31 protein-coding genes are annotated in these 25,368 nt (G+C 30.1%); 5 read left to right on the top strand and 26 right to left on the bottom strand.

Annotation, left to right across the window (positions count from 1 at the left end; translation table 11 throughout):
• Positions 1-19: 19 nt before the first annotated feature.
• Both RYO54_RS20190 and RYO54_RS03110 read right to left on the bottom strand, forming a co-directional pair.
• A complete protein-coding gene (locus RYO54_RS20190) occupies positions 20-1,036 on the bottom strand; it encodes a YHYH domain-containing protein (RefSeq protein ID WP_399548967.1) in 1,017 nt (338 codons plus the stop codon).
• 219 nt (positions 1,037-1,255) lie between these two features.
• On the bottom strand, positions 1,256-1,411 hold the full coding sequence (locus RYO54_RS03110; RefSeq protein ID WP_315115560.1) for a hypothetical protein: 156 nt from the start codon (positions 1,409-1,411) through the stop codon (positions 1,256-1,258).
• Positions 1,412-1,615: 204 nt separating this feature from the next.
• On the opposite strand from RYO54_RS03110, the gene RYO54_RS03105 reads away from it, so the two are divergent.
• Together RYO54_RS03105 and RYO54_RS03100 are read left to right on the top strand one after the other, a co-directional pair.
• Entirely contained in the window at positions 1,616-2,479 is an 864-nt protein-coding gene (locus RYO54_RS03105; RefSeq protein WP_315115558.1) for a DNRLRE domain-containing protein, read from the top strand.
• 80 nt (positions 2,480-2,559) lie between these two features.
• Positions 2,560-2,844 carry a DUF4183 domain-containing protein gene (locus tag RYO54_RS03100; protein WP_315115556.1) on the top strand — a complete coding sequence of 95 codons (285 nt, stop codon included), beginning with the start codon at positions 2,560-2,562 and terminating at the stop codon, positions 2,842-2,844.
• A 192-nt stretch (positions 2,845-3,036) separates the two neighbouring features.
• On the opposite strand, the gene RYO54_RS03095 is transcribed toward RYO54_RS03100, so the two are convergent.
• The 13 genes from RYO54_RS03095 to RYO54_RS03040 form a co-directional block, all read right to left on the bottom strand.
• Positions 3,037-3,777 (bottom strand): flavodoxin family protein, encoded by a 741-nt coding sequence (locus RYO54_RS03095; RefSeq protein ID WP_315115553.1) that lies wholly within the window; start codon positions 3,775-3,777, stop codon positions 3,037-3,039.
• A 325-nt stretch (positions 3,778-4,102) separates the two neighbouring features.
• The gene (locus RYO54_RS03090; RefSeq protein ID WP_315115551.1) at positions 4,103-4,270 is read right to left on the bottom strand and encodes a hypothetical protein; all 168 of its coding nucleotides are present in this window, start codon (positions 4,268-4,270) and stop codon (positions 4,103-4,105) included.
• Positions 4,271-4,435: 165 nt separating this feature from the next.
• Positions 4,436-5,065, bottom strand: a complete 630-nt coding sequence (locus tag RYO54_RS03085) for a DUF1847 domain-containing protein (RefSeq protein WP_315115549.1) — start codon at positions 5,063-5,065, stop codon at positions 4,436-4,438.
• 243 nt (positions 5,066-5,308) lie between these two features.
• Positions 5,309-5,800: a hypothetical protein gene (locus RYO54_RS03080; protein WP_315115546.1), complete on the bottom strand. Its 492-nt coding sequence runs from the start codon at positions 5,798-5,800 to the stop codon at positions 5,309-5,311.
• 244 nt (positions 5,801-6,044) lie between these two features.
• On the bottom strand, positions 6,045-6,788 hold the full coding sequence (locus tag RYO54_RS03075; protein ID WP_315115544.1) for an MBL fold metallo-hydrolase: 744 nt from the start codon (positions 6,786-6,788) through the stop codon (positions 6,045-6,047).
• Positions 6,789-7,061: 273 nt separating this feature from the next.
• Positions 7,062-7,577: a DUF6985 domain-containing protein gene (locus tag RYO54_RS03070; RefSeq protein ID WP_315115543.1), complete on the bottom strand. Its 516-nt coding sequence runs from the start codon at positions 7,575-7,577 to the stop codon at positions 7,062-7,064.
• Positions 7,578-7,886: 309 nt separating this feature from the next.
• The gene (locus tag RYO54_RS20185; protein WP_399548997.1) at positions 7,887-8,138 is read right to left on the bottom strand and encodes a hypothetical protein; all 252 of its coding nucleotides are present in this window, start codon (positions 8,136-8,138) and stop codon (positions 7,887-7,889) included.
• Between the two features lie 17 nt (positions 8,139-8,155).
• Entirely contained in the window at positions 8,156-8,596 is a 441-nt protein-coding gene (locus RYO54_RS03065) for a type II CAAX prenyl endopeptidase Rce1 family protein (RefSeq protein ID WP_315115541.1), read from the bottom strand.
• Between the two features lie 120 nt (positions 8,597-8,716).
• On the bottom strand, positions 8,717-8,845 hold the full coding sequence (locus RYO54_RS03060) for a hypothetical protein (RefSeq protein ID WP_315115539.1): 129 nt from the start codon (positions 8,843-8,845) through the stop codon (positions 8,717-8,719).
• 450 nt (positions 8,846-9,295) lie between these two features.
• Positions 9,296-9,922 carry a type 1 glutamine amidotransferase family protein gene (locus tag RYO54_RS03055; RefSeq protein ID WP_315115537.1) on the bottom strand — a complete coding sequence of 209 codons (627 nt, stop codon included), beginning with the start codon at positions 9,920-9,922 and terminating at the stop codon, positions 9,296-9,298.
• Between the two features lie 100 nt (positions 9,923-10,022).
• The gene (locus RYO54_RS03050) at positions 10,023-10,985 is read right to left on the bottom strand and encodes a WYL domain-containing protein (RefSeq protein WP_315115816.1); all 963 of its coding nucleotides are present in this window, start codon (positions 10,983-10,985) and stop codon (positions 10,023-10,025) included.
• Between the two features lie 405 nt (positions 10,986-11,390).
• Positions 11,391-11,861 carry a GNAT family protein gene (locus RYO54_RS03045; protein ID WP_315115534.1) on the bottom strand — a complete coding sequence of 157 codons (471 nt, stop codon included), beginning with the start codon at positions 11,859-11,861 and terminating at the stop codon, positions 11,391-11,393.
• A gap of 867 nt (positions 11,862-12,728) precedes the next feature.
• Positions 12,729-13,058, bottom strand: a complete 330-nt coding sequence (locus RYO54_RS03040) for a DJ-1/PfpI family protein (protein WP_315115531.1) — start codon at positions 13,056-13,058, stop codon at positions 12,729-12,731.
• A 166-nt stretch (positions 13,059-13,224) separates the two neighbouring features.
• Here RYO54_RS03040 and RYO54_RS03035 point away from each other — a divergent pair, with 166 nt between their 5' ends.
• Positions 13,225-14,919: an AAA family ATPase gene (locus RYO54_RS03035; protein WP_315115529.1), complete on the top strand. Its 1,695-nt coding sequence runs from the start codon at positions 13,225-13,227 to the stop codon at positions 14,917-14,919.
• Positions 14,920-15,037: 118 nt separating this feature from the next.
• Positions 15,038-18,046, top strand: a complete 3,009-nt coding sequence (locus RYO54_RS03030; RefSeq protein WP_315115526.1) for a DEAD/DEAH box helicase — start codon at positions 15,038-15,040, stop codon at positions 18,044-18,046.
• A gap of 39 nt (positions 18,047-18,085) precedes the next feature.
• Here RYO54_RS03030 and RYO54_RS03025 read toward each other — a convergent pair whose 3' ends face one another.
• Positions 18,086-18,484 carry a (deoxy)nucleoside triphosphate pyrophosphohydrolase gene (locus RYO54_RS03025; protein ID WP_315115523.1) on the bottom strand — a complete coding sequence of 133 codons (399 nt, stop codon included), beginning with the start codon at positions 18,482-18,484 and terminating at the stop codon, positions 18,086-18,088.
• 174 nt (positions 18,485-18,658) lie between these two features.
• On the bottom strand, positions 18,659-18,862 hold the full coding sequence (locus RYO54_RS03020) for a DUF1847 domain-containing protein (protein WP_315115521.1): 204 nt from the start codon (positions 18,860-18,862) through the stop codon (positions 18,659-18,661).
• Between the two features lie 235 nt (positions 18,863-19,097).
• Here RYO54_RS03020 and RYO54_RS03015 point away from each other — a divergent pair, with 235 nt between their 5' ends.
• The gene (locus RYO54_RS03015) at positions 19,098-20,135 is read left to right on the top strand and encodes a fused DSP-PTPase phosphatase/NAD kinase-like protein (RefSeq protein ID WP_315115518.1); all 1,038 of its coding nucleotides are present in this window, start codon (positions 19,098-19,100) and stop codon (positions 20,133-20,135) included.
• Positions 20,136-20,589: 454 nt separating this feature from the next.
• Here the strand turns inward: RYO54_RS03015 and RYO54_RS03010 are convergent, their stop codons facing one another.
• The 9 genes from RYO54_RS03010 to RYO54_RS02970 all read right to left on the bottom strand — a co-directional run bounded on the left by RYO54_RS03010 (position 20,590) and on the right by RYO54_RS02970 (position 24,834).
• On the bottom strand, positions 20,590-20,925 hold the full coding sequence (locus RYO54_RS03010) for an antibiotic biosynthesis monooxygenase (RefSeq protein WP_315115516.1): 336 nt from the start codon (positions 20,923-20,925) through the stop codon (positions 20,590-20,592).
• Between the two features lie 223 nt (positions 20,926-21,148).
• Complete coding sequence (locus RYO54_RS03005; RefSeq protein WP_315115513.1) at positions 21,149-21,583, bottom strand: peptidoglycan recognition family protein; 435 nt, start codon at positions 21,581-21,583, stop codon at positions 21,149-21,151.
• 88 nt (positions 21,584-21,671) lie between these two features.
• A complete protein-coding gene (locus RYO54_RS03000) occupies positions 21,672-21,890 on the bottom strand; it encodes a DUF2922 domain-containing protein (RefSeq protein WP_315115511.1) in 219 nt (72 codons plus the stop codon).
• Between the two features lie 38 nt (positions 21,891-21,928).
• The gene (locus RYO54_RS02995) at positions 21,929-22,150 is read right to left on the bottom strand and encodes a DUF1659 domain-containing protein (RefSeq protein WP_315115508.1); all 222 of its coding nucleotides are present in this window, start codon (positions 22,148-22,150) and stop codon (positions 21,929-21,931) included.
• A gap of 112 nt (positions 22,151-22,262) precedes the next feature.
• Entirely contained in the window at positions 22,263-22,436 is a 174-nt protein-coding gene (locus tag RYO54_RS02990; protein ID WP_315115505.1) for a YvrJ family protein, read from the bottom strand.
• A 70-nt stretch (positions 22,437-22,506) separates the two neighbouring features.
• A complete protein-coding gene (locus RYO54_RS02985) occupies positions 22,507-23,064 on the bottom strand; it encodes a sigma-70 family RNA polymerase sigma factor (RefSeq protein WP_315115503.1) in 558 nt (185 codons plus the stop codon).
• A 2-nt stretch (positions 23,065-23,066) separates the two neighbouring features.
• Positions 23,067-23,864: an ATP-binding protein gene (locus RYO54_RS02980; RefSeq protein ID WP_315115812.1), complete on the bottom strand. Its 798-nt coding sequence runs from the start codon at positions 23,862-23,864 to the stop codon at positions 23,067-23,069.
• Entirely contained in the window at positions 23,839-24,582 is a 744-nt protein-coding gene (locus RYO54_RS02975; protein ID WP_315115501.1) for a conserved phage C-terminal domain-containing protein, read from the bottom strand. Before RYO54_RS02975 ends, RYO54_RS02980 begins: the two co-directional genes overlap by 26 nt.
• A 15-nt stretch (positions 24,583-24,597) precedes the next feature.
• Complete coding sequence (locus RYO54_RS02970; protein ID WP_315115498.1) at positions 24,598-24,834, bottom strand: helix-turn-helix transcriptional regulator; 237 nt, start codon at positions 24,832-24,834, stop codon at positions 24,598-24,600.
• Between the last annotated feature and the right edge of the window lie 534 nt (positions 24,835-25,368).

Genomic DNA, 25,368 nt, shown 5'->3' with positions numbered 1-25,368 from the left:
ACTAGATTTAAATACTTCATTAGCGTTTTCTTTTTATAAATATAGCTCCTAAAATGCCTCCTCCTACAATAGATCCTGATAAAATATTCTTTTTTCTTTTATCAGCCTTTCCTTTTTCATAATATTCTTTGCATATATCAGATGCTATGGTAAGCTCTTCTGGTACATTATACTCCTCTGAATTGTAGCCAAGTTCATAAAAGTTTTTCTTTAGCTCCTCTAGTTTCTTATTCCCTTCTTTCTGTCCTTTATTAAACCATTGAAGACATTTTTCTTTTTCCAAACTCAAATTTTTATCTTCTTTTCCTGTAAATACTTTATTGAAGCCATATTGTACATAAGTATCTTCCAATACAGCTTGTCCTTTCTTATATCCTTCCATATATGCATTTTTAAAATCACTGTCTATATTATCTTCAAAAGCTAAAATTTCTTTCTCAGCTTTCCCATCTTTTTCACCTAAAAGACTATACTCTTTTATTTTATTATCCTTATAATCTTTATACCCTTTTTCATATCCTTCATTATAAGATTTTGTTAACAATTCAATCTTATAATTATTAGACTTATCAGCATTTTTACCATCTTTATAACCTTTATCATGTGCTTCAGCTATTTGATTTTCTATTTGCTTCTTTCCCCTTTCATAGCCTAAATTATACTCTGACTTGTACTCCTCAGCATGCTCACCTGAGTAAGAAGAACTACTAATCTGTTTTTGGTTATACCCATCATCATATCCCTTCTCATATCCACTCTCTCTTACTTTCGCCTTACTAATTGTTTCTTTTTCTGGAGATGTGGTTAATGAATTGGAATTACTCTCATATGGACATACACCATTACTATGCAAATGAGCATCATATCCATGATGATAATGATATGACCCAAGCCCTGAAGCATTTTTATTATCTCTATGTCCACCAGAAGAGTCTGTCCTTCCGGAATGAGCATATACACTATTAGCAACTATAGTGAAATTTAATACTACTGTGAATATCATCACCAGTAACCTTTTGTGCTTTCGGTTTGACATATTTCTTTCCCCCAATATCCTTTTTTAATATATAGCTAGTACTATTGAACTTGTTATTTCTTCTTATATATTCTTACAATAATTTAAAATTCCTTCTTAAAAATCATAATATATGTAATTTTTACAATAATGGGTAAGAAATCACCTATTTTTATTAAATATAATTTTCATATCCTTTTGTGCTGCAAATTGGTCAGTTAATATGATAATTTAAGCTAATCATTCAAACCACATATCAAAACTTTCTGATGCTTCTATTAAGCACTTACCTTGAAATATCTCTCTTAATAATAAAAAATCACTTTTTTCTGGTAATACAAGTTCTACTTCTTTATTAAGTCTTTCGCTTATTTTATAGAGATAAAGCACGTTCAAAGAAATCTTAATTTATTTATATTGCGAAACAAAAACATCAAACGTTCACGTTGAATAATACGATGTTTCTATAAATCATTTAATTATATAATTGTTACACATTATATAAGTCTTACATAACATTTTATTATAAAAAGCATATAATATACTGAAAAAATGTACAGCACATTTTTTAGTATATGGTAAGTTTAGGAGGAAATTGTTATGCCATTTGTACAAGTAAACCCTACTGATGATGTCTTTATTACAGAATATTATCCCAATAATAACTTTGGTAATGATACAGCTTTATTTACTGGAGAATATTTAAAGTACAATAATCAACCAGATGCTTTTAGGAGTTTATTAAAATTTAATTTAGCTGGCGTTATTCTTCCCGGAAACATCATATTAGGAGCTACGTTAAATCTATTCGTTTATAGAAAAGATAAAACCGACGCTCAATTATCGCCACAAACAGTTAGTGTATTTACAAATGCAAGTAACTTTTCACAGAACACAGTTACCTGGAATAATGCCCCTGCATTAAATCCAACCCCATATTCGATAAATGTAACTGATGCTGATGTCAATAATTATATTAGCATTGATATAACAAATATAGTAATTGGTTGGTTCTATGGTGTAATTCCAAACAATGGTATCACTTTAGCTGGAATAGAAAACACAATTGATACTATCATAGGTTATAGGTCTAATGAATGGACAATTACAGGACAAAGACCATTCTTAAATATTCAATATGGTATACCAGGACAGCCCTCCGAAATAAACATTATCCCTTTGGCTAATAGGTATTATTATATTGTAGAATCTGATTTGTCTTCACCGGACCCAATAAATATCCCTGCTAATTTATTCATAAATGATTCAGGAAATTTAACTAACCTTTTTGTAGGTCTCGGCCCGAATAGTTATAATAATTTATTTATAAATGGAATATTACAAATAGGCAAAATATACAGTGTAAGTCCGAATATATTGACTTTAGACACCGAAGGTACTACTATCTATAAAGGTACAACGATAATTTTAGAAATCATTCAGTTCTCTGCTTCGATCTCTTAACAGTGATGTAGCGAATTTATCTTTTGGATTTCACCAATTCTTAAATACCGAATATACTGATACTGAAAGGGGGGAGAGAAATGGCAATCATTAAACCCTATCTAAACAGCAAAAGATATTATTCAACAATTAGTGCCGGTACAGGAACTGGAGCAACATTTGCAATTGCTGCTACAGCTTCTACAGACGATACTGGCGCTACAGCCACAGCATTTCCGAGCTCATTCGCTTATTACAATTTGTTTATTAACGGAATAATGCAAACAGCTGATACGTCTACTGTTACTACAACAGCAATAACTATTCCTGGAGGAGACGTTCTAGACGGCGGTACTCCTGTTATGGTTCAATTCGTCATCAATTAATACTATTATCGCTTATTCTCGAGGGGTAGTTTCTCCTAAGTGGAATAAAGCTTTATTATAGAGCAATCTAGTAGCATATGCTTTCTATGATTGGACACCGATAAATCTGGGGCTGTCTCATAATGCATAAAAATGCAATATGAGAAGTCCCTTCTCTGTTTTATAATCAAATTTTATTTAAAACTTAATCATTTATAATATATTTGAGGCTATTTTAAAACTATTTTTCAACATACTATCAACGTATTTTTTAGCTTCTTGAATGTAAATTTCATCAGAAATAAAGTTTTGTTCTAGTAACTTCTTTGTTCCCTCTGACAATCTCATATCGCTAACAATCTCTTTGCCAGCTTTTTCTAAAGCCTGAAGATAATTAAAAATTATAGGGCGCAGTTCTTCTACTTGGGTACTCAAGAGAGCACCTTGTGAAGCATATATTTCACCAATCACCTCAGTATCCGCGTTACGTGCAACTCTTTTAATCCAGTGAGAAATTACTTGAAAATTGGACCTTTCAGGATAACCACAGTTTGATATCATGATTAGTTTAGGCGATAAGTGTGTTGTTAAATGTCGGCATTCTCCATCTTTATCTTTCTCCCAATAAGGACTGACTGTCACCATTAATCGATCCATAAAGACTTTTAGTCTACTGGAGATATTATCAAAATATAGAGGAGTAGCCAATATACGAATATCTGCTCCTTCCATAAGAGACATTATTTCAGACATATCATCTTTAATTACACATTGCCCTGGACTATTGAACCAGCAGGCTTTACAAGCTTTACAATGCTTAATCTCTTTTTCCGCCAAAAAAATATTAACAATTTCTGCGCCTGCCTCTTGCGCTCCCTTCAAAAATGCAGTTACTATTATATCAGTATTTCCTGATTTACCTTTGTGACTTCCGTTAATAGCTACAATTTTCATATTAAACACCATCCTTCTAATCTATAAACAATTATAGTAAATAACTACATTAATTTACAGTCTTATAATTCAGGAAAATTTTTGGTATACTATTCATAGAGAATAGTAACTATCTTTTATTTTTTTACACCGGACTATTCAATTTTCAAAGAACAATTTATATAAGGATGCAAGGTTGTCCTACGCCCTTGATTGTTTCTGCTTTATTTGTATTGTGACGAAAAAACATCATAAAATTCTAACCTGAATAATACAGTGTTTTAGTAAATTGTGCATTTTTCAGTTGTGACGTTAAATAAGAATATTGCTCAACAACACGAGAATGCTATGCTTCCTTTTCAAGAATAACCAAAGCATAGCAATTAAGGCTATCAGTATCACTCATTTGGTTTATCATGCTAACTGGCCAACCATCATTAAGCAATAAATTAAGTTTATCCGCATTATCATACTTACCATTTCGTTTAACTATAAAAGACATCTGTTTTTTCATAATATATTTGAAATACGACGTAAAAACACCGCAAAATTCAATTCTGAATAGTGCGGTGTCTTTATAAATTGTTCATTTTTCGATTGTTACCTCAAACGAGAATATTCCGAAGCTTTTATTATATTCATCTGTTTCAGTATCAAGTTTTGAGGTAAATACGACTTATTATTTTTGTGGAAATAATTTATTTTTATAGTACGCTTCTGCTTGATAAATTACAGCTAATGGATTATGACCTAAAACTCTATCCTTTACTGCAAAAACAGTTATAGGTGCATTGGAATACTTAATAAATAAACTATCATGCCCTACGCATAAACCTAAAATTATATTAAGTTCTGTTTTAGATTCATTTAAAAATATTGCTTGTCCTATAGGATTACACATTGACTCGTAAGTATCTGGGCTTACTTTTTCACTATCTTTAATATTTAAAAATTCTTTAGGTATGCTTCCATTTTTACATGCAACTGAATTAACCTCAAACCCATTATTTTTTAATATTGAACATAATATTTTTGCTTCTTTATTTAAACCTACACAGAAAGCTACTCCTAACTTTTTAAAATTACACTTATTTGCAAAATCCATTATCTCTTCAAGTCTTGTGTTTTTACAATATCCTTCTGCTTCAACTAATGCTGAGTTATATGCTAATTTATAATTTTCCTCTTCATTATATAACTTCTTTATTTTTTCTTGTTCTTCTTTTTCACTGCATGGACAATTACGAGGTAATTTTTCAAGTTCTCCTTTTTTACAATAATTTTCACTACACATAGCACAAGTATACATGTTTAACCCTCCCATTAATATTAAAAATATGTCATCACAAATTACCATTTTTAGTTAACTAATGATAACTATATCATATTTCTGTTGTAATATATTTGTATTGCGGCATAAAAAATACCGCATATTCACGTTGAATAATACGGTATTATGAATAAAGTCTTTAATTATATAATGTGTTACGCCTTATAAGAAGATTCTGAAGTAATCTATGTATTTCTATTATTGCTCTATTTTCCTAAGCTATCAATTTGATTTGTTATTCTTCTCCCAATCCTCCATTTGTTCCTTCACTACTTGAGATAAACTTGAAGTGTCATAATTAAAGATATCCTTTGCATATTTTTTAGGCATAATATCATACACATCCGCGCTTGCCAAGGCATCCTTATAGCTAACTACTTTATAGTTATCTTCAGTCTTTTGTATTTTTATATGTGCAGGAAATTCCCCTCCAAAACCCTGATTATTGTCGTAAACTCCTATGACATATCCGATTACATAAACACTTAGAATATCCCTTTTTAGTTCTTTGCCAACTATTTTATGAGATTCAAAAACAGCTTTATTATTTCGATTTGAGGAAGCAAAGTCAGATATGGATTTAGATACTATGCTTTCAAGCTGATTTTCCTGAATGAACTCTTCGATGTTAGATTTTTGTTTGTTACAGGCTATCAAGGTTATTGATAGGATTAATAGAATAAGTATCCTCATGTGTCTGAAGATTGTTTTCATAAATTCCACCTCATTTAAACTTATAAAAGCTTGTGGTCTATCAAACCTAAGATATATAATTGATTCGTCATTTTTACTATTGTAAACTAACTTATGTAAAAATTATAATACAATTTTCATATTAATACATAATTATACTTATTTAATATGGAAAATAATTTCTTTTTTATACGGTATTATGAATAAATTATTTGATTGTATATTGGTTTCATTATTTAAGAATAAGATGTACTGTAAATAGTATTTATTTTGCAATGCCTAAAGGGTATAAATTCATTTTACGGGCATAGGGCAAATTTTTTTCTAACTCCTGATATACAAATGGTGATCCGTGTCCAGGATAAATCTTTTGGGGTCTTGTACCGATGATTACTTCCCAAGATCGGGCAAATTCGATTTTATCTTCTGCCCAGATTGTTACTTTGTGAATACTCGGTAGACCGTTCATAGCAGCATCACCACAAAATAAGACGCCATTATCAAGCAGGAGTGAAATGGAATCAGTAGTATGCCCTGGTGTGTTGATGATTTTTCCGCATAGCTCTCCTTCAATTTCTTTAAGGTTACCCTCAGATACACAAAAACATCTTTTTTCAAACTCCTGGTTTAGCGGTGGAAAACGATGTTCTCCTTTTCCTAAAAACTCCATGATCTTACAGAAAAGAAGAGCTATACGGCTAGTACAGCCGCCAATAAAAGAGTTTTGTCCTTTATATAGAATTTCTAAGGCTTTTTTACTCATCACTACCTTTGTATCAGGCAGTTCCGTTAAAAGCTGATTCAAAAAACCTGCATGGTCGTCATGTGCATGTGTTAGAAATACGTATCGAATGCTTTCCAATTCTATATTTAATCTGGATAATCGTCTTTTAAAGTGCACAAACCCGTTTTCGTATCCTGTATCAATCAAAACATAACCATCTTGAATAGGGTATAGCCAACTATTTACAATCCGGCTTCCAGCATTAAGCATTTTCTCACCTACCATCTTCTATAAATTTCATTCGCCTTTTCTGCCTATTATGAATTAATTATAACATATATTGTAAATACCGTATTGTTCAGTTTTCAAAGAACATTATTTGTATTTTAAATATCATATTTATGTTGTAATTTATTTGTATTGCGACGCAAAAACACCGTAAAATTCAATTCTGAATAATGCGGTGTTTAAAATAATTATTCGATTTTTATTGTTGTGACGCTAAATTAGAAGATTGCGTACTAATGCTCCACTATTGATTTATAAATTATTAAGATATCATTTTTCTGCATCCTCTTTGGCGACCCATGTTAAAAATGACGTGTCTGCGCCCCCCATAGCAATCACCTTATTTTGATACATCATCACTCCTAAGCCATGCTCCTCATCCCATGTACATGTAAACTCGTAGCCAGTATATGCTATACCATCTTTAAAAATATTCATTATATGAATCCTTGATAGTCCTATCAAATCTTTAAAGTCTTCTTTATCCTTTATATCAGGCATAAGCTCTACTGCTTCATCCTCATCATAGCCATATTCACTTTGCAGTCCTGGATATTTTTCCATTAAGACTGTAATAATAGAATCCCTAATAATGTTCTGATTCTTTATAGCATAATTATAAGCGGCTATGTGTTCCTGAGAGATTGTCGGGTTTTCTTCAACCATGTCGCCACCAATATCTAAACTATACACTCCATTTAAATCAGTTAAAAATTCATTCCATGACTGTAACTCAATGGTTCCCTCATATCCAAATTCACTAAGAGAAACATTAGGTATTTTCATCTTAACAACTCCATTCTGTTTTATGTATCATTTATCTTTCTTGTTTACTACTAGGGCGTAATATCTTACTATTCTAACTTTATCACTAGTAACTATATCATGTATAACCATTTAATCCTAGATAAGCCATATATGAGAGAAGATTTTCAAGCAATTTTTTCACCGCATTATTCAATTTTCAAAGAACATTATTCTTATTTCAGATTTCAATAGTTATGTCGTCTAATAATCAGATTGCGTATTAACTGCAAATACAGACTATGCCCATAACTTATAGTTTCATAACTTCACTATATCCTTATTTTTTAACTATATTTTACTCCATAAGTTATAAGCATAAATAATCATAATACTTTCTTGAAATCCAATCACAAATATCTCATTTACTCCAGTTGCTAATGTAATATAATTTACAAAATTAAATACAAAATGCCATATAATTATTGGAATTAAACTTTTTGTAATAGTAACAATTTCAGCAGCAATTATCCCAAATACTAAAGCATTTAATATTTGGAATACTATTATTAAAATACTTCTATCTGCAAATACACTAGCAATATGACCTATTCCAAATACTAAAGCAGAAATAATAATAGATTTTTTTTAGGATATTTTTCTTCTAATAATTTTAAAATAATTCCTCTAAAATAGATTTCTTCTGAGATTCCTACTGCTATTGTAAAAAATAAAAGTGTAATAATATATTTTATACTATTTAGACGAATTCCAACTAACAAGAAAGAAGCCTCAGCAATTACTAACGGCAAAAAAAATAAAACTTTCTTTGCACTTCCATTTTCTATTTTTATTAATCCAATTTTTTTAAAACTAATTTTAAATTTGCACATATATACTATTGGAACTATTAATGAGATTAACATAAAACATCCTTGAATAAACATTGTTTGAATATTATTCATCATTAACACTTGTGTTATTACTCCAGATACTACTGGAAAAATCAAGATTACAAATGTCCATATTATAGACTTTAAAATAGGTTTATCTTTTATCATTTAATATTTACCTCTTCTAGTTATATAAATAATCCTTGCTACACATTATATTAAAATTGTGTACATTACATTTCTCCATATAACTTACCTCTAAGAACTTCTAATTGTTCTTTGAGTTTTTTATTTTCTATCTACAAATCCTTTTTCGGGAGACCACTCACAACTTCCACCGATAATATATCGACAATTACAGCAATCATCACCGTCACCCAAGGTTTTCGTTTCATAAGGATGGAGGCACTTTTTCATCTCAACACCTCTATCAAAATTACTTATAGATTATACAAATAATCTTTGTATGGAAATATAATACTTGTCCAACAAGAAAATTATACCATATTCCCAATTTCAATAGTTACATTACAATCTATTTGAATTGCGACGTAAAAATACCGTAGAATTCATTCGAATAATACGGTATTTGCATAAAATATTCGATTTTTAATTTTAGTCGTTAAATAAGAAGAATGCGTACTAATAATTATACTTATTAACTTTAGTCATTGCATCTTCTCCTCCAAGCAGTTCCAAAGATTAATGGATTCTTCCTTCGGCACCATAGCTGATTATCGGAGTATTATAATCATAAACAATGAGATACTCTTGATTCCTTGGAGGGGTGTCGCCGACATTGCCGACAAAACCCACGCTAAAGTAAAAGGTGGTGAAAAGTAGCTATCTTACCCACTTTAAGCCATTTTATTGAATTGAGTTCATCAACTCAAAGAAATATTTTGACTCTTGGGTTTTATAAAGATTGTACCAGGAATCTAGGGTTTGCGGTAAGAATACATCTAGAATTTTCAATATATGTAAAGCAAATTCAAGGGGAGCTATTCCAGAAGCAGTAATCAAACTTCCATCAGTTACTACACATTCCTGCTTATAATACTTTTCTCCATCATAGCTTGGGCAGACCATTTTAAGATACCCCAAGTCATTGCTTGTATGAGCTCGTTGATCCAATACTCCCCCCATAGCAAGTCCTATTGTAGCACCACAAATTGCCCCTACAACAATACCTTTCTCTAAATATTTTTCAGCCATTCTTATAATGGGAGCATGAATTGCTTCTGTCCATGTATTCCCACCAGGTAGAATCAAAGCAGCAGTATCTTTAACACTACACTCCTTAAGTTCAATTTCTGGCAATATTTTCAGACCTCCCATTGTAGTAATAGGGGTCTTGGTAATTCCTACAGTTACTACTTTTAGCGGCATTAATCCCTTTTTGTAGTACCTTCCCGAATTGATTTCAGTGCTTAAATAACCTATTTCCCAGTCTGCCATTGTATCAAATACATAAAGATATACTGTATTCTTCATTTTCTATTCCTCCACATTCATTTTATTGTTGCTATTTGTTACAGGATGGTCTCAAACTCCATCTCGATCTATTATATATTATCTTCACTGACAAATTAAGTCAGTGAAGATAATGGGCCATCAAATCTCTAAGAATTGCTGCCATAGCATCTTTAAAACTATTTGGTTCAAGCACCTTTATTGATTTACCATATTGAAGTAGAATATGAGGAACATAGGTATGGATTGAGTCTTCATCCATTAAAAAATTAGCTCTGCATTCAGTTCGTTCTATCAGATGATATCCTAAAAACCAATGTGCACAAAGGTCATTCAATGCTTCTGATTTGCCCTCAATTACTAAAGTGCAAAGTCCTACTTTGCTTTCTACATTCGATAATAAGTTTTTTGTAAAAAACTCACGTGCCGAAAAAGCTTCAGGACGCTTAAATGAATTTTTAGTGCTTATAATATTTACTATTCTATCTACCCTAAAACTACGAATTTCATTCCTAAGATGGCAAAATGCAATAGCATACCATTTATTGTTCCAGTAAAGCATCCCATAGGGGTCAACAACCCTATGCTGGGGATGCCCTTCATAACCTGCACAGTATTCAATTTCCATAGAGCATTCATTAGCAACAGCTTGCTCAATCTCCCTTAATATAGGTTTGACAGCTGGATCGCAAGTACGACTCACTACTTCAAATCCGACTAAATGACGATTAAGAACTTTTTCTTGTTCTTGATTCGAGAACATCTTTAACTTTGATGTTGCACTATTTAGTGCTTCCATAAAAGGATATCCTGCTTCCATTGCAAAAATGGAAGCATGTAAAAGTGATTTTTTCTCTTCAAGGTCAAAAAACAGGGGTGTTCGGATAAAATTGTTAAGCAAACTATATCCGCCGTTATGACCAGGCTCCGATATTATTGGCACTCCACTAACACACAATGCATCCATATAACGATAAACTGACCTTATGTTTATTTCTAACCTTTCGGATATTTGCTTTGCAGTTATTTTTGTACCTGAATTCAGCATCCATAAAATTGCTAGCATATTATCATTTTTTGGCATAATGCACCCCACTTCCCTAGATTTTTAATAGTATCATTTATAAATAAATGTAATGCACCTCATTGCCAAGACATATTTTTCTCATATTTAAGTTAGTATCTTTGACACCCTTTGTTTGTTAAAGGGAATCAATGGGGACAGTTCTTTTTCTTCATAATATATAAACTAATACTAACTATAGTTAAGTCGTCATAAATTACCATTATGAATTCATTATAGCATATTTTGTAAACACCGCATTATTCAATTTTCAAAGAACATTGTTCGTATTTTAAATATCATATTTATGTTGTAATTTATTTGTATTGCGACGCAAAAACACCGTAAAATTCAGACTTGAACTTTACGGTGTCTTACTAAATTATTCGTTTTTTCAGTTATGACGTTAAATAAGAAATTTGCCATTTATATTACTTTCTTCATCTTAATAAATTCATATTCTCCACCATTTGTTTTTTGCATATACTTCTCTACAAACTGAAATCCTATCTTCTCATATACTTTTATTGCTCGTTTATTAAATGAAGCAACTGCCAACATAATGCAATTTTGTTTATATTCAAACTTTTCCACTCCAAAGTTAATACCTGCGACTACAAATTCAGTTCCAATTCCTCTTCCTGTTAATTCAGGTTTTATACCAAAACCTATCCACATAACTCCATATTCAAAGATATATGAGTAAAAAGCAACTAATTCACTTTTATCATTAAGAACTGCGAAATAATGTCCTGTCCAATTATCCTCGTTAAGAAATTCCTTTAAATCCTCTTCATCAGCCGTCATGTCATAGAATGAATATATTCCATTGTACCTCCAATTATACGCAATCTCATTTGCATATTCTTTATTCATAGGAAGAAAAACATAATTCACTATTCACCCTCCTTGTGTGTAATTTATTACGTAATATATTACTATTGTTACTTAACTAATAGTAATTATATCATATTTATACACTAATTCATGGTTGATTTGATAATAAATACAAGGTAATTTTACTTCCTAACACCGTATTATTCAATTTTCAAAGAACATTGTTCATCTTTCAAATTTCAATAGTTATGTCGCCTAATTTTCAAATTGTGAAATAAAAAATACCGCTTATTCTTTTGAATAATACGGCATTTAGAAAAATTATTCGATTTTATAGTTTAGTTGTTAAATATTAAGAATATGCATATAACTAATCTTATTTTTTTGATTTTGAACGCAATAACAGAGCCACTATAAAACATATAATACTTGGCACTAAAAATATTATTCCATGAATTATATTATAAACATACAATGGTGTAGAAGCGTATGACGGAATTGTATTAGTATAATAATCATAACGTAAATAGATTAGATCTCCAAAAAAACATATCAATAGCACAATAGCAATACCAAATAGAATCTTTGCTAAAATAGATTTCATTATCTTATACTCCTTCACAAATTCCTATTTACTTATGGCATATTCTATACCAATACCAATTTTTTTTAATTGCTTTATCCATATTATAACATATTTTATAAATACCGTGCTATTCAATTTTCAAAGATCTATTTCTATTAATTAATTCGCAAATAATCATATTGCGTAACAAAAACACCGTAAAATTCAGACTTGAATAATACGGTGTTTAATTAAATTATTCGTTTTTTCAGTTATGACTTCAAATAAGGATATTGTTTATATTAAATTTTATCTAATTTCTTAAATAAATTCAAATTTGTTGATATGATTTTACTCACATTCTAGCGAATTGCACCATTTTTAAAGTTATCATACCATTGCGCCATTTCTTCGTCACTGTCAATCTTTAATATTTTAAAAATTTCATAAGCAAATTGAACGGCAGCAGTTTCATTTGCAGTAATGATTTTATTGTCAACAACTACCTGTGCAGGGATATAAAACGCTTCTCCCTTATATCCTTTTTGTTCTTGAAATAATTCTAGGCTGTCTCCTGTATGCTTTACATTGTCAAGCAATCCATGCTTACATAAGAAAGTAGTTGCTCCACAAATAGCGGCTACAGGAATGTGTAATTCTATGAGCTTCTTAATAAATTCTGCAATTTCCATATAATCATTCTTTTCTTCCGTTAAATAGTCAATGGGGTAAAATTCTACCTTTTATTCAAATGTTATTAAATATAGGGTATACTATAAATAAGTTAAATATTGATTTAAACGCTAGAAAAAATAGATTAATAAAGAATAGATTAAATTAAGTTAGGAGTGAGAGTAAATGAAAAGAATACCTTATGGGATTTCTAACTTTGAAGTGTTAAGAGAAAAAAATTATCTTTATGTAGATAAAACCTCTTACATAGAACTATTAGATAGATATGCCCCCTATAATTTTTTTATAAGACCTAGAAGGTTTGGCAAAAGCCTTTTTATATCAATGCTTGAGAATTATTATGATATAAATAAGAAGGATAAATTTGAGGAATTATTTGCTGATCTACATATAGGTAAAAACCCTACAGAAGAGAGGAATAGCTTTCTTGTTTGGAAAATAAGTTTTGCAGGGGTAGATGCAGGACATGGTGAAGAAGAATTAAGAAATAGTTTTAATTCAAAAGTTTTTTTATCTGCAATAAAATTTCTAAACAAATACTCAAATTTATTAGATGTTGATACTATTCCAAAGGGAATGGAAAGTGCAGAAATAATAGTGCAGTATATATCTTTATTAGCTAGTAAAATAAAAATACCTGTATTTGTTTTAATAGATGAATATGATAATTTTGCTAATGAACTTATTACAGGAGGAAGACAAAGTACTTATAGTGGCATACTTCATGGCGAAGGTTTTATTAAGGTATTTTATAAAGCTATAAAAGATGCAACAGCAGATAATTTTAATAGAATATTTATGACTGGGGTAAGTCCTATAATGCTTGATGATTTAACCAGTGGATTTAATATAACAAGGAACTATACCTTAGATAAAAATCTTAATGCTATGATGGGATTTACAAGAAATGAGATTTCCTCTATTATGGATGAGGTTGGAATAAAAGATAAATCCCTTAAGGAAAAGATATGTATTGATATGACTGAGTATTATAATGGGTATAAATTTAATGAAGACAGTAAATCAGTTTTTAATCCAGACATGTCCATGTATTTTTTAGATAATTATTTGGCTTATAATGAGTATCCTAAAGAAATGATAGATAATAATGTAAAAACTGATTATGGGAAAGTTAATCAGTTAGCTTATAATTTTAACGATAGAGAAGCTTTAGAAGAAATAATGACTACAGGAGAAACCTCTACTATATTAGTAGATAGATTTAATATTCATACTATGTATAGTGTGAAAGAAAATTTTAAATCCTTATTATTTTATCTTGGAATGCTTACAATAAAAGAGCACGGTCCATTAGGCACAGTTTTAAATATACCCAATTATGTTATAAAAACAATATATTGGGAACAACATTTCCAAAGAATAAATGAAGATTATAATATACAAATACAAAAGGTAAGAATAGCTGTTAATGAAATGAGAATGAATGGAAATATTCAGTCCTTAGTAGAACTTATAGGTAGCACATTAGAGGATTTATCTAATAGAGATTTAATAAAAATGGATGAAAAAAATATAAAAATGATGCTTCTTACACTATTAGGTGTAGATAGTACATATTTTATAAAAAGTGAAGATGAAAATAACAAAGGTTATGTGGATATAATGCTTAAGAAAAAGATTCAGTTTAAAAATATAACTAAATTCCAGTGGATTATAGAGTTAAAATACATAAAAGAAAGCGAAAGAGATACCTTAGAAAAGGTAAAAGAAGAGGGACTAAAGCAGCTTCAAGGATATGCTGAAAGTAAAATGGTTCAAGAAGAACTTGGAGAGGATGATTTAAAGAAGGTATTAATTCTTGTGGTAGGAAAAAAAGATATTTATACTGCAGAACTATAAAAAATTATAATTATAATAAAAAGCATTTAACCTTATAGGGAGAATGCTTTTTGTTTGAAATTTACAGGATATGATTATATAACTTAACCTGTTGCTAAAGATTACGAGGGGGATTAATATGGATTCAAGGGTATGTACAGATTTAAAAAAACTAAAGAATGAATCGATAAGCGTATATGATAAAAGTGACACAATCAGAGATAATATTGAATATAAATCCATTGAAATTACTAATGATAATTTAATAAGAAATGAAATATTAAAAGCTAGTGGAACAGGATTTGTTAATAAATCAATAGATTCAAATTTAGCTTTAACTCCAAAGTTAATTGTTAATGACTATTCTAAAGGGAGTAAAGTGTTAAGTGAACTAATATCTGAACTTAATAAGTGTGAAGAATTTTTTATATCTGTTGCTTTTATTACTAATAGTGGAATACTTCCTTTATTAGAAACTTTAAAATTTTTAAATAAAAAAGAAATTAAAGGTAAAATTTTAACTACTGATTATTTGAATTTTAGTGAACCAAAGGCCTTAAAAAAGCTTTTAGAATTTCCTAATATAGAAATTAAGTTATACAGCAAAGAGAATTTTCATACAAAAGGATATATTTTTAGATATAGGGATCACTATAAATTAATAGTAGGTAGCTCAAATTTAACACAAACAGCCTTAACTAAAAATAAGGAGTGGAATTTAAAGGTTTCATCTTTAGAAGAAGGTTCATTAACAGAAGGAGTTATTTCAGAGTTTAATCAACTTTGGAATGAGGCTGATAAGCTAACTCTTGAATGGATTCAGACTTATGAGGATATATATAGAAAGCAAGTTGAGTTTGCTAGAAAAAGTAAAGTTCCTAGACTTTCTCAATATAAGCTAAAGCCTAACAAGATGCAAGTAGAAGCAATACAAGGGTTAGAAAGACTTAGAGAAAATGGACAAGACAGAGGTCTTTTAATTTCTGCAACTGGAACAGGTAAGACTTATTTATCTGCCTTTGAACTTAGAAATTATAATCCTAAAAGAGCATTATTTATTGTACACAGAGAGCAAATAGCAAAACAGGCTTTAAATAGTTTTAGAAATGTCTTTGGTGATACAAGAAGCATGGGAATATTATCAGGTACTAGCAAGGATGTGGACAAGGATTTTATTTTTTGTACAATCCAAACATTGTCAAAGGATGAAGTATTACAATCTTTTGATAAAAATAAATTTGATTACATTATAATAGATGAAGTTCATAAAGCAGGTGCAAATAGCTATCAAAAGATAGTTAACTATTTTAATCCTAAATTTCTTTTAGGCATGACAGCAACACCTGAAAGAAGTGATGATTTTGATATATTCAAAATGTTTAATTACAATATTGCATATGAAATACGATTGCAGCAAGCCTTAGAAGAGGATTTACTTTGTCCATTCCATTACTTTGGAGTTTCTGATGTTACAATTGACGGAATTGAGTTAGATGATAAGACTGACTTTAAATATTTAGTGGCAGAGGAAAGGGTAAAGCATATTATTGATAAAATAAATTTTTATGGATATTGTGGTGAAAGAGTAAAGGGATTAATATTTTGTAGTGATAAAAAAGAAGCTAAAGAGCTTTCAAATATATTTAATATAAAGGGATATAAAACTGTTGCCTTAACAGGAGAAAGCTCACAAGAGGAAAGAGAAAAAGCTATTGAAAGATTAGAGCAAGATGAAACTTTAAATTCATTAGATTATATTTTTACAGTAGATATATTTAATGAGGGAGTAGATATTCCTTCTGTAAATCAAGTTGTAATGTTAAGACCAACTAACTCCTCAATAATATTTGTACAACAATTAGGTAGAGGGCTTAGAAAAAATAAATTTAAAGAGTATGTTGTAATAATAGATTTTGTAGGTAATTATAACAGTAACTTTTTAATCCCAATAGCTTTATCAGGGGATAGAACTTTTAATAAAGATACTATTAGAAAGTATGTTATGGAAGGTACAAGAGTTATACCAGGTTGTTCTACTATTAATTTCGATGAAATATCAAAAAAGAAAATATTTGAATCAATAGATTTAGCAAATTTTAATAATATAAAGTTAATTAAAGAAAGTTATTTTAATCTTAAACAAAAAATTGGTAGAATACCTAGTTTAAGTGATTTTGATAAATTTGATTCTATAGATCCATTAAGAATTTTTGCGACTGAATTAGGGTCCTATTATAATTTCTTAAAAAAGTATGATAAAGAATATACTGTAGAGCTTAATGATTTACAAGCTTTATTTATTGAGTTTATTTCTAAAAAGTTAGCTTCAGGTAAAAGACCGCACGAACTTATAATGATTAAAAATATAATACATAACAAAGTAGACTTAATAGGTGAGTTAAAACATGAGCTTAAGGAAATTTATAATATAGATTTTAAAGAAATTACTGAAGCAAATGTAATTAATGTATTAACGAATGAATTTCCGACGGGATCAGCTAAAAAAACTTATTCAAAATGTATCTTTTTAGAAAGACAAGATAACTATTATATAACTTCATCTAAGTTCAAAGAATGTATTGAAAATAGCTATTTTAAAGAAATGGTTGTGGAATTAATAGAGTTTGGATTAAGTAGATATAATAAAAATTATAGTAATAGGTATATGAATACCAACTTTCAATTATATCAAAAGTATACATATGAAGATGTGTGCAGACTGTTAGAATGGGAGCAGGGGGAAGTAGCTTTAAATATTGGTGGTTATAAATATGATAAAATTACTAAAACTTATCCTGTATTTATTAACTATGATAAGTCAGATGATATAGAAAACACTATAAATTATGAGGATAGATTTGAATCAGAATCACAATTAATAGCAATTTCAAAGTCAGGTAGAACTATAGAATCTCAAGATATTGTTCAAGCATATAATGCAGAAGCAGATGGAGTAGAAATGACTTTGTTTGTAAGAAAAAATAAAGATGATAAAATTTCAAAAGAGTTTTACTTTCTAGGAAAAATAAAAGCAGTAGGAAAGCCACATCAATTTACAATGAAAAATACTACAAAAACAGCTGTAGAAATAAGATATAAATTAATTACACCAGTAAGAGAAGACATTTATGATTATATAATATCATAGGAATATAAAGCAAAAGATGTAGCACTATTATTAGCGGTGCTACACTTTTTCTTTAACTAATTGCTCTACAGCAGGAATATCAGCAGGAGCCCAATTTAAAGAAATTAAATTTTCTTTAGGAATCCAAATAAGTTTATCGTGTTCATTAGCAGTAGGTTCCCCTTCTATTAATTTACATCTAGCAGTTGTTAAATTAACTATAAATTTATCATATTCATGAGTATTTTCATTAAAAACATCTATAAAGCTTATAGTACAATCAAGCTCTTCTTTAATTTCACGAACTATAGCATTATCTAAAGATTCACCTTTTTCGATTTTACCACCAGGAAATTCCCATAGGTTAGGAAGAGACATTTTAGTTGACCTTAAGGCACATAAGATTTCATTATTTTCATTTTCAATAATAGCACCAACAACTTTAATTAACTTTTTCATGTATTTCACCTCCAATAACATTTTAACTAAATAACATTGCTTAAGTCAATAATACAAGCTTAATGTACATTTGGCTAAGATACTCTTTTAACGCGTTATAAAATATATTTGATTTATTTCAAAGCAATTTACTAGAAAAACAAGTTTTTAATGACATAATTCAGTGTAACGAAATTACAAGAGAGTATGGATTGAAGCTTTAAGAAAAAGATATTCTTTAATATTTAAAAATTCTTTAGGTATGCTTCCATTTTTACATGCAACTGAATTAACCTCAAACCCATTATTTTTTAATATTGAACATAATATTTTTGCTTCTTTATTTAAACCTACACAGAAAGCTACTCCTAACTTTTTAAAATTACACTTAATGGCCATTTATTTTATTAATTAGGAATATTATCAATTGAAACACTTGCAAATATTAAATTTTAAAAACCTAATTATAGCGTATATGCATCCTAAAGAACATAGTCTTTATTGTTTATATTTGAACTATTAATGAAAAAAACATTAATTCCATAATTAGACTATAAAATTGGTAATAATAGCAAGAACAATATGAGTTAATATCATATAATATAATGTGAAAAATTTTTATGGAGAATTATATATGGAGCAAAATGAAATAACTTTAAATCACTCTACAAATTACAATTCAATTGAGGATAGTCTTAGAAATGGTCATCATGGCTGGCGTGCTTATTGCCATAAATGTCCCTATCTTTATTATTTATACCGTTTCCCATATAAAGCACCTACTTATCGACATCCATTTTTATATGAATATGGATGGAATATGAATGATAGAATGATACAAGAACCCTATTATGAACCTCGAAATAATAATTTACGCCTTGTTATAAACTCTGATAATACAAACAGATTACCTAGCCACTTTCGCAAAACTACTGATTTAAATAATCTTAAAGGTAATAACTCTATAAACTTAAATGGATTAGCTAATTTAAATATATCTGGTAGTTCTCAATTCTCTGAAAATGGTCTTATATTAGTTAAACAATCCCTGGGCAATGCTATGCCAATAATTATAGTTGACTTAAGGGAAGAATCACATGGATTTATCAACGGTATAGCGATAAGTTGGGTAGATAGCCATAACAAGGCCAATAAAGGCTTGACTAAAGAAGAAGTTTTATCTGATGAAAATGCGAGATTACAAAGCATCTTATTAAACAGACCAATATCTATTGGCAATAGAACACTAATACCGAAAAAAGTTGAAGATGAAGAAAATTTAGTTCGAAGCTACGGTATCTCATATATGCGTATACCGGTAACAGATAAAGAAAGGCCTACTAATGCTATGATTGATTATTTTATAAAATTCGTTAATTCATTGCTTCCAAATACCTGGCTACATTTTCATTGTAAAGCTGGGGCAGGAAGAACAACTACTTTTATGGTAATGTATGATATGATGAAAAACGCTAAAAATGTCAGTCTCCAAGATATAATGAATAGGCAGGTCTTACTAGGAGGAAAGGATCTACTTAGAGATGAATTGCACCCAATGAACCGCTCCAAAAAAAGAGCTGAATTAATAAAAAGATTTTATAGGTATTGTGTTGAAAATAATGACAACTTTAAAACTACATGGTCACAATGGATTAGACAACATAGAAATTAAACATCACCATTTATTCGAAGCTAATTGAAAAATTGCGAGAGCACAAGTTACGATAGAGGTGGGGGCAAATATGAAGAGTCTTCTGGGGCAAGCCTCCAAATATAGACTATGATTTATCATTAGATATTGTATAGATGAGTAATTTACTACATTAGAAAGAACGGCAACGTATCGGGTTTAGAAAATATTGTCTTAGGGCTGTTTTTGCACCAATCGTTGCTGTACCCCTACTTCCATGATTTCTTCCTTTCAATTTGAATTCTTAAAAAGAAATTCGCTTTTTTGCTATTCAAACAATTCTCAAAGAGCATTATTTGTATTTTAAATATCATATTTATGTTGTAATTTATTTGAACTACGACGATAAAAATACCGTAGAATTCATTCGAATAGTACGGTATTTGCATAAAATATTCGATTTTTAATTTTAGTCGTTAAATAAGAATTATAGTAATTAAAAAGTACTATCAAAATAATTGTCATTTTCTACCTTACAAATTCGTATCATATATTTTGAATACCACATTTTCTTTCCCATTTCCTTTGCTTTCATGTGCGAAACATTGCATTTCCATTCATTAATACTCTCTAAAGAATCCCAGTATGATATTGTTGTCCCAAATCCTTCTTCATCTCTAACACTTTCCGCTCCTAAAAAGCCCTTTTGTTTAGAAACAATATTAACTATCTCATCAGCTACTTTCCCATATCCATTATCATCTGAAGTTCTTATGGATGTAAAAATAACTGCATAATAAGGTGGTTTAGGTGTTTTCACTATTTTGCTCATATTAAAGTAACCTTCCATTAAAAATTAATATATTTATGATAATATGTTCAATAATTGTAGCGTAATAATTTACTATCATGAATTAATTATAGCATATTTTGTAAATACCGCACTATTCAATTTTCAAAGAACACTCTTTATTAATTACTTCGTCATTTAATCATAAAACGCAGTAAGCGCTAAAACCTACTGCGTTTTAATATTCTATACATAGCCCCTATTTTTACAAATCATCCCCTAATCTCTCCAAAGGAAAATTCCTCCCTGGGCAATTAGTAGCATTAAGCTCGCCATGGCCATGTATTTTATTAATATTGTATTTACTACAAATATAGCGGGATAATTTCACCAAAGCTTTATACTGAACTTCTCCCATCTTCTCTGTATCAAAGTTTCCCTCTAAGCAAATTCCTATGGATATAGCATTATAATTTATGCAGTGAGCACCTATAGCTTTTCCATTTCTGCCTACATAAATCCTTCCATCTTTCCTAATAAAATAATGATAGCCACAGCCTGACCACCCATGGTTTAAATGCCATCTATGAATGTCCTCTATGCTGCATTTTAATGCCGCTGCATGATGTAAAATAATCATCCTAGGAACATTGCCATAGTCAAGTCCCTTAAATACCAAGTTGGAATTTATTATATTCATAATACCCCTCCCTATAAAAATCTAATATTTTTACTCTTTATTTCTCCCTTAACTTCTAACTAAAAAAAGGCTCAAAGAGCCTTTTTTTCTAAGCCTTATATACTTCTGTTGTAGTTCTTGCAACTATTTGAGCTGAGTCCTTTGAAACTAAAGGATTTTTCAAATCGAATACTGTGTGTTTTGCCAAGACTACATCCATAAGAGCTTCTACTTCTTGTCCAGTTAAATCCTCTTTTATTTCACTTAAAGAAATAGAAATCTTTTTCCCTTCGCTATCAGTGAACTTCATGCTTAAAGTCTTATCCATGTTCACCCCTCCTTACCTTAATAATTCACTTTAGGAATTTACCCTAATAGTATGTTTTTGTTGATTCTACGTATTGAAATTGTTTCATATTTCAATACATCTGCCATAGCAACCGCCACAGCGTAAAGATCCTCATCTGTTGCAGTTAAACTAATCTTGGATATGGTCTTGTTTTTAGTTTTCTCCTTACCGTCATCTCCTACCCCTGTTACTACCTGTAACACTAAGTCGGAATCATACCTATCAGCAACTACAGCCATCTCTATCCCTCCTTTATTTTTGTTTTCACCTATATATATGACTTTAAAAAGATAACTGCAAAAAATATTTTTAGTTTTCTAATCATATAAAAAAGAGAGGCTCCCTCTTTTTTCAAGGTAGCCTCTCTTCTTCATGGTGTTCCATAGCAGAAAGCAATATGTTAGAAAACTTTAAAAAGGCTTTGGTCAATTCCTCCAACCTTGTATCCAGTTTTACTAATAGATATATACTAACTGCTACTGGGAATCCTAGGTTACTAATAAGCTTAACTAATTCGTCATACATATTCCCACCACCCTTTTTAAAATTGAGAGTTGAGAATGGAGAATCTCAATTCTCAACTCTCAACTATCAATTAATATATATGTTCCTTAAGCATCTTCTGCAGTTTTTTAATGGCTTTATCTTTTATGTACCTTACATTGTTATAGCTTTTTTCTCCTCCTACTGCTATTTCCTCTAAGGTATTATTGTTTATATAAAAACTACTTACCACCATTTTTTCTTCCTCAGAAAGCTTATCTATAGCTTCATATAATTCTTTTGTTTTTTCGAAGGCTAAGATTTCATCTTCTATGGTAAAATAGTAATCCTCATTTAAGTGAACGAACTCATCTGGTATTTCTCTATGATGCTTAATCTCTTTTTTTAAGAGAGCCTTGTAGTTTAGTTGAACAGCTCTTATGCAGTATGGGATGAAGTAGTCTGGCTCTCCTTTATACATATTTACAGCCTTTATTACGGAGAGATATCCATGCTGTACTAAGTCCTCATAATCGTAACACTTTATTATGTATCTTGAAGATTCTTTTAGTATGAGAGGCATGAAATACTCTATTATTTTTCCTAAGGCTTCCTTGTCATCCTGCTTGGCTTTTATAAGAAACTCATTTAAAACAACATGGTTTTTCATGTTTAATTTAATACCTCCCCTAAAAATTTTTCTGTTTTTCCTTTACCTCTAATTTTTCTTATATCCCCTCCAGTGTTCCTAATAAAGCTGCACATCTCCACAAGCCTGCTATAGGTTCTGTCATTATACCGTTCCTTTAATTCATTGATGCTTATATTTGTGGTTATAATCGCTGGCAATCTTGAGCTATTTCTCTTTTCTATAACTTGATATATCATAGCCCTTGTCCACTTATTATCCTCCTCTGCACCTAAATCATCAATTATAAGCAAATCTGCATTTTCTAAACTATTTAAAACCGTAAACACTCCTTCATCTCCCCAAGTTCTCTTGCTTTGACTTATCCTCTCCGTCAATCCTATAGCTCCTACTGCTATTACGGGAATGGATCTATCCATAAGTGCATTAGCTATACAGGAAGAAAAGTAGGTCTTTCCATTTCCAGGTTCTCCGTAAATCAACATGCCTTGATTTTTATTTTTCATATGGTGAAATTTTTCTATGTACTCAAGGGCTATTTTATATAAGCTTTTATTGCCTACTCTATGATCCCAATTTTTAAGGGTGCATGTCCTAAAATTCTCATCCATCATGCTGTTGGCTATAACCCTTTTAAGCCTTATTTGCTTTTCTCTATTTTCCTCTTCAAATCTTTCTCGCCTATAGATTTCCCTTCTACATTTGCAGGCCCTTGGATATAGTCTAGAGCCAAAATATAAATCCACCACTATGCCTATGGGTTCTTTGCAAACTTCGCAAGTTTCAATTTTATCCCTATATGCTAAATCCAAGTCCCTCATCCTCCACTTCTTCAAAATCTCTTTCTTGACTCTTTTGGTTTAAATATCCCTCAAATTTAGTTCCAAACAAAGTTTCAGGTCTTAAGTATTTCTCCATTTCCGTTCCTAGCCATTCCTCCACTTTGTTATCCACCACTTTATAAAAATCCTCTAAAGCAAAACCTTCCTTCACTCTCCCCCGTATAAGCTGCTGTGTTTTTTTACTGCTCACTCTGTAGTTCTTACTAGCCTTTTCATTCAAGTAGTTCACAATTGAGGTATATATATTATTAATATCTTTAATAGATGAGTCTTTTAATAGATTAATCTTTTGTTCAGGTTTTAAAACCGTAGGGGTTATGGTTTTATTTACATAGGGCTCAGTATTTAAAACCGTAGGATTGGTTTTAAAATCCGATATCAGCTCTATAAATTTAGAACCAATACCGTAGTAAGAAAACATTCCATTCTCAATTATAGTTTTATGCTCAAGTATATTAACATTCGACATCTTTTTCAACCTTCTATATACAGCATCTTTTTTTAGTTTTAATATAGGCAGACTTTCTATTATCCCTTCATATTTCACCCAATAATAAATTCCATTATCTATCTCTTCTTTTACCATACGTCCGCTATCTTTAAAGTCAACAAAATACCTTAATATCAGTGCATCTACAGTGTCCAAGCCAAACTTCACTAGCTCACTTTGCTTAAATCCAAGTATTGTATACTTCACAAAGACCCCTCCCTTTTAACAATCAAAATTCATTTCGCTTTGAGTAAAGATTTCCATCCTTTTCACATCATAAACTTGACTAATTAAAACCTGACTATTCATCCGGGGATAACTTTTTCCATTCTCCCAGCTCCAATACATCTTTTGATTAGTACAGCACCGCTTTGCTGCTTCCGATTGAGTCCACCCTTTAGCAATTCTTAAAATTTTAAGCTTTGTATTCCAAGGCAAGTCATTAATTAATTTTTTCATTAAATGGCCCCCTTTCAAATTACAAGAACATCTGTTTGTATTAGTATTAATATTACTATAACATCATCCATTTCCATATTCAACCATATTATGGCGTAAATTCCCTTATTTGTATTGATTATTCTGTATTTTCTGTCTTTAGTGTAAATTATCAAGGTTTCATCGACACATTAACGTAAGGTACGTTAATTTACGTACTTGACGTAACTTTAGTGGAAAATATGATAATAAAGGTGGGGATATAATAAAAACCGACAGGGTGTTGAAACCTGTCGGTTTTAGGGTTGTTTATGGAGTTATTATGCGCATAATTGTAAGCCATACACCGTATGTTCTTTGTTAATCTCAAACTGTCCTTATCAATAAATTAATATAAATTACACACTCAGTCCTGTTATAATTACTAAATGAAATTATTTCAGCTTTTTTGCTCAAATTTATCACCCCTAGAACACTCCCCCTGTAACTTCACTACAAGGGAATTGTATTATTTTCAGGGGAACTTTTCAATTATTATTGAGGGTACTTTTAGAT

It is taken from the genome of uncultured Clostridium sp. (genome assembly GCF_963515715.1).
In the GTDB taxonomy this organism is placed as follows: domain Bacteria; phylum Bacillota; class Clostridia; order Clostridiales; family Clostridiaceae; genus Clostridium_AW.
This window is presented reverse-complemented; position numbering and strand designations above follow the sequence as displayed.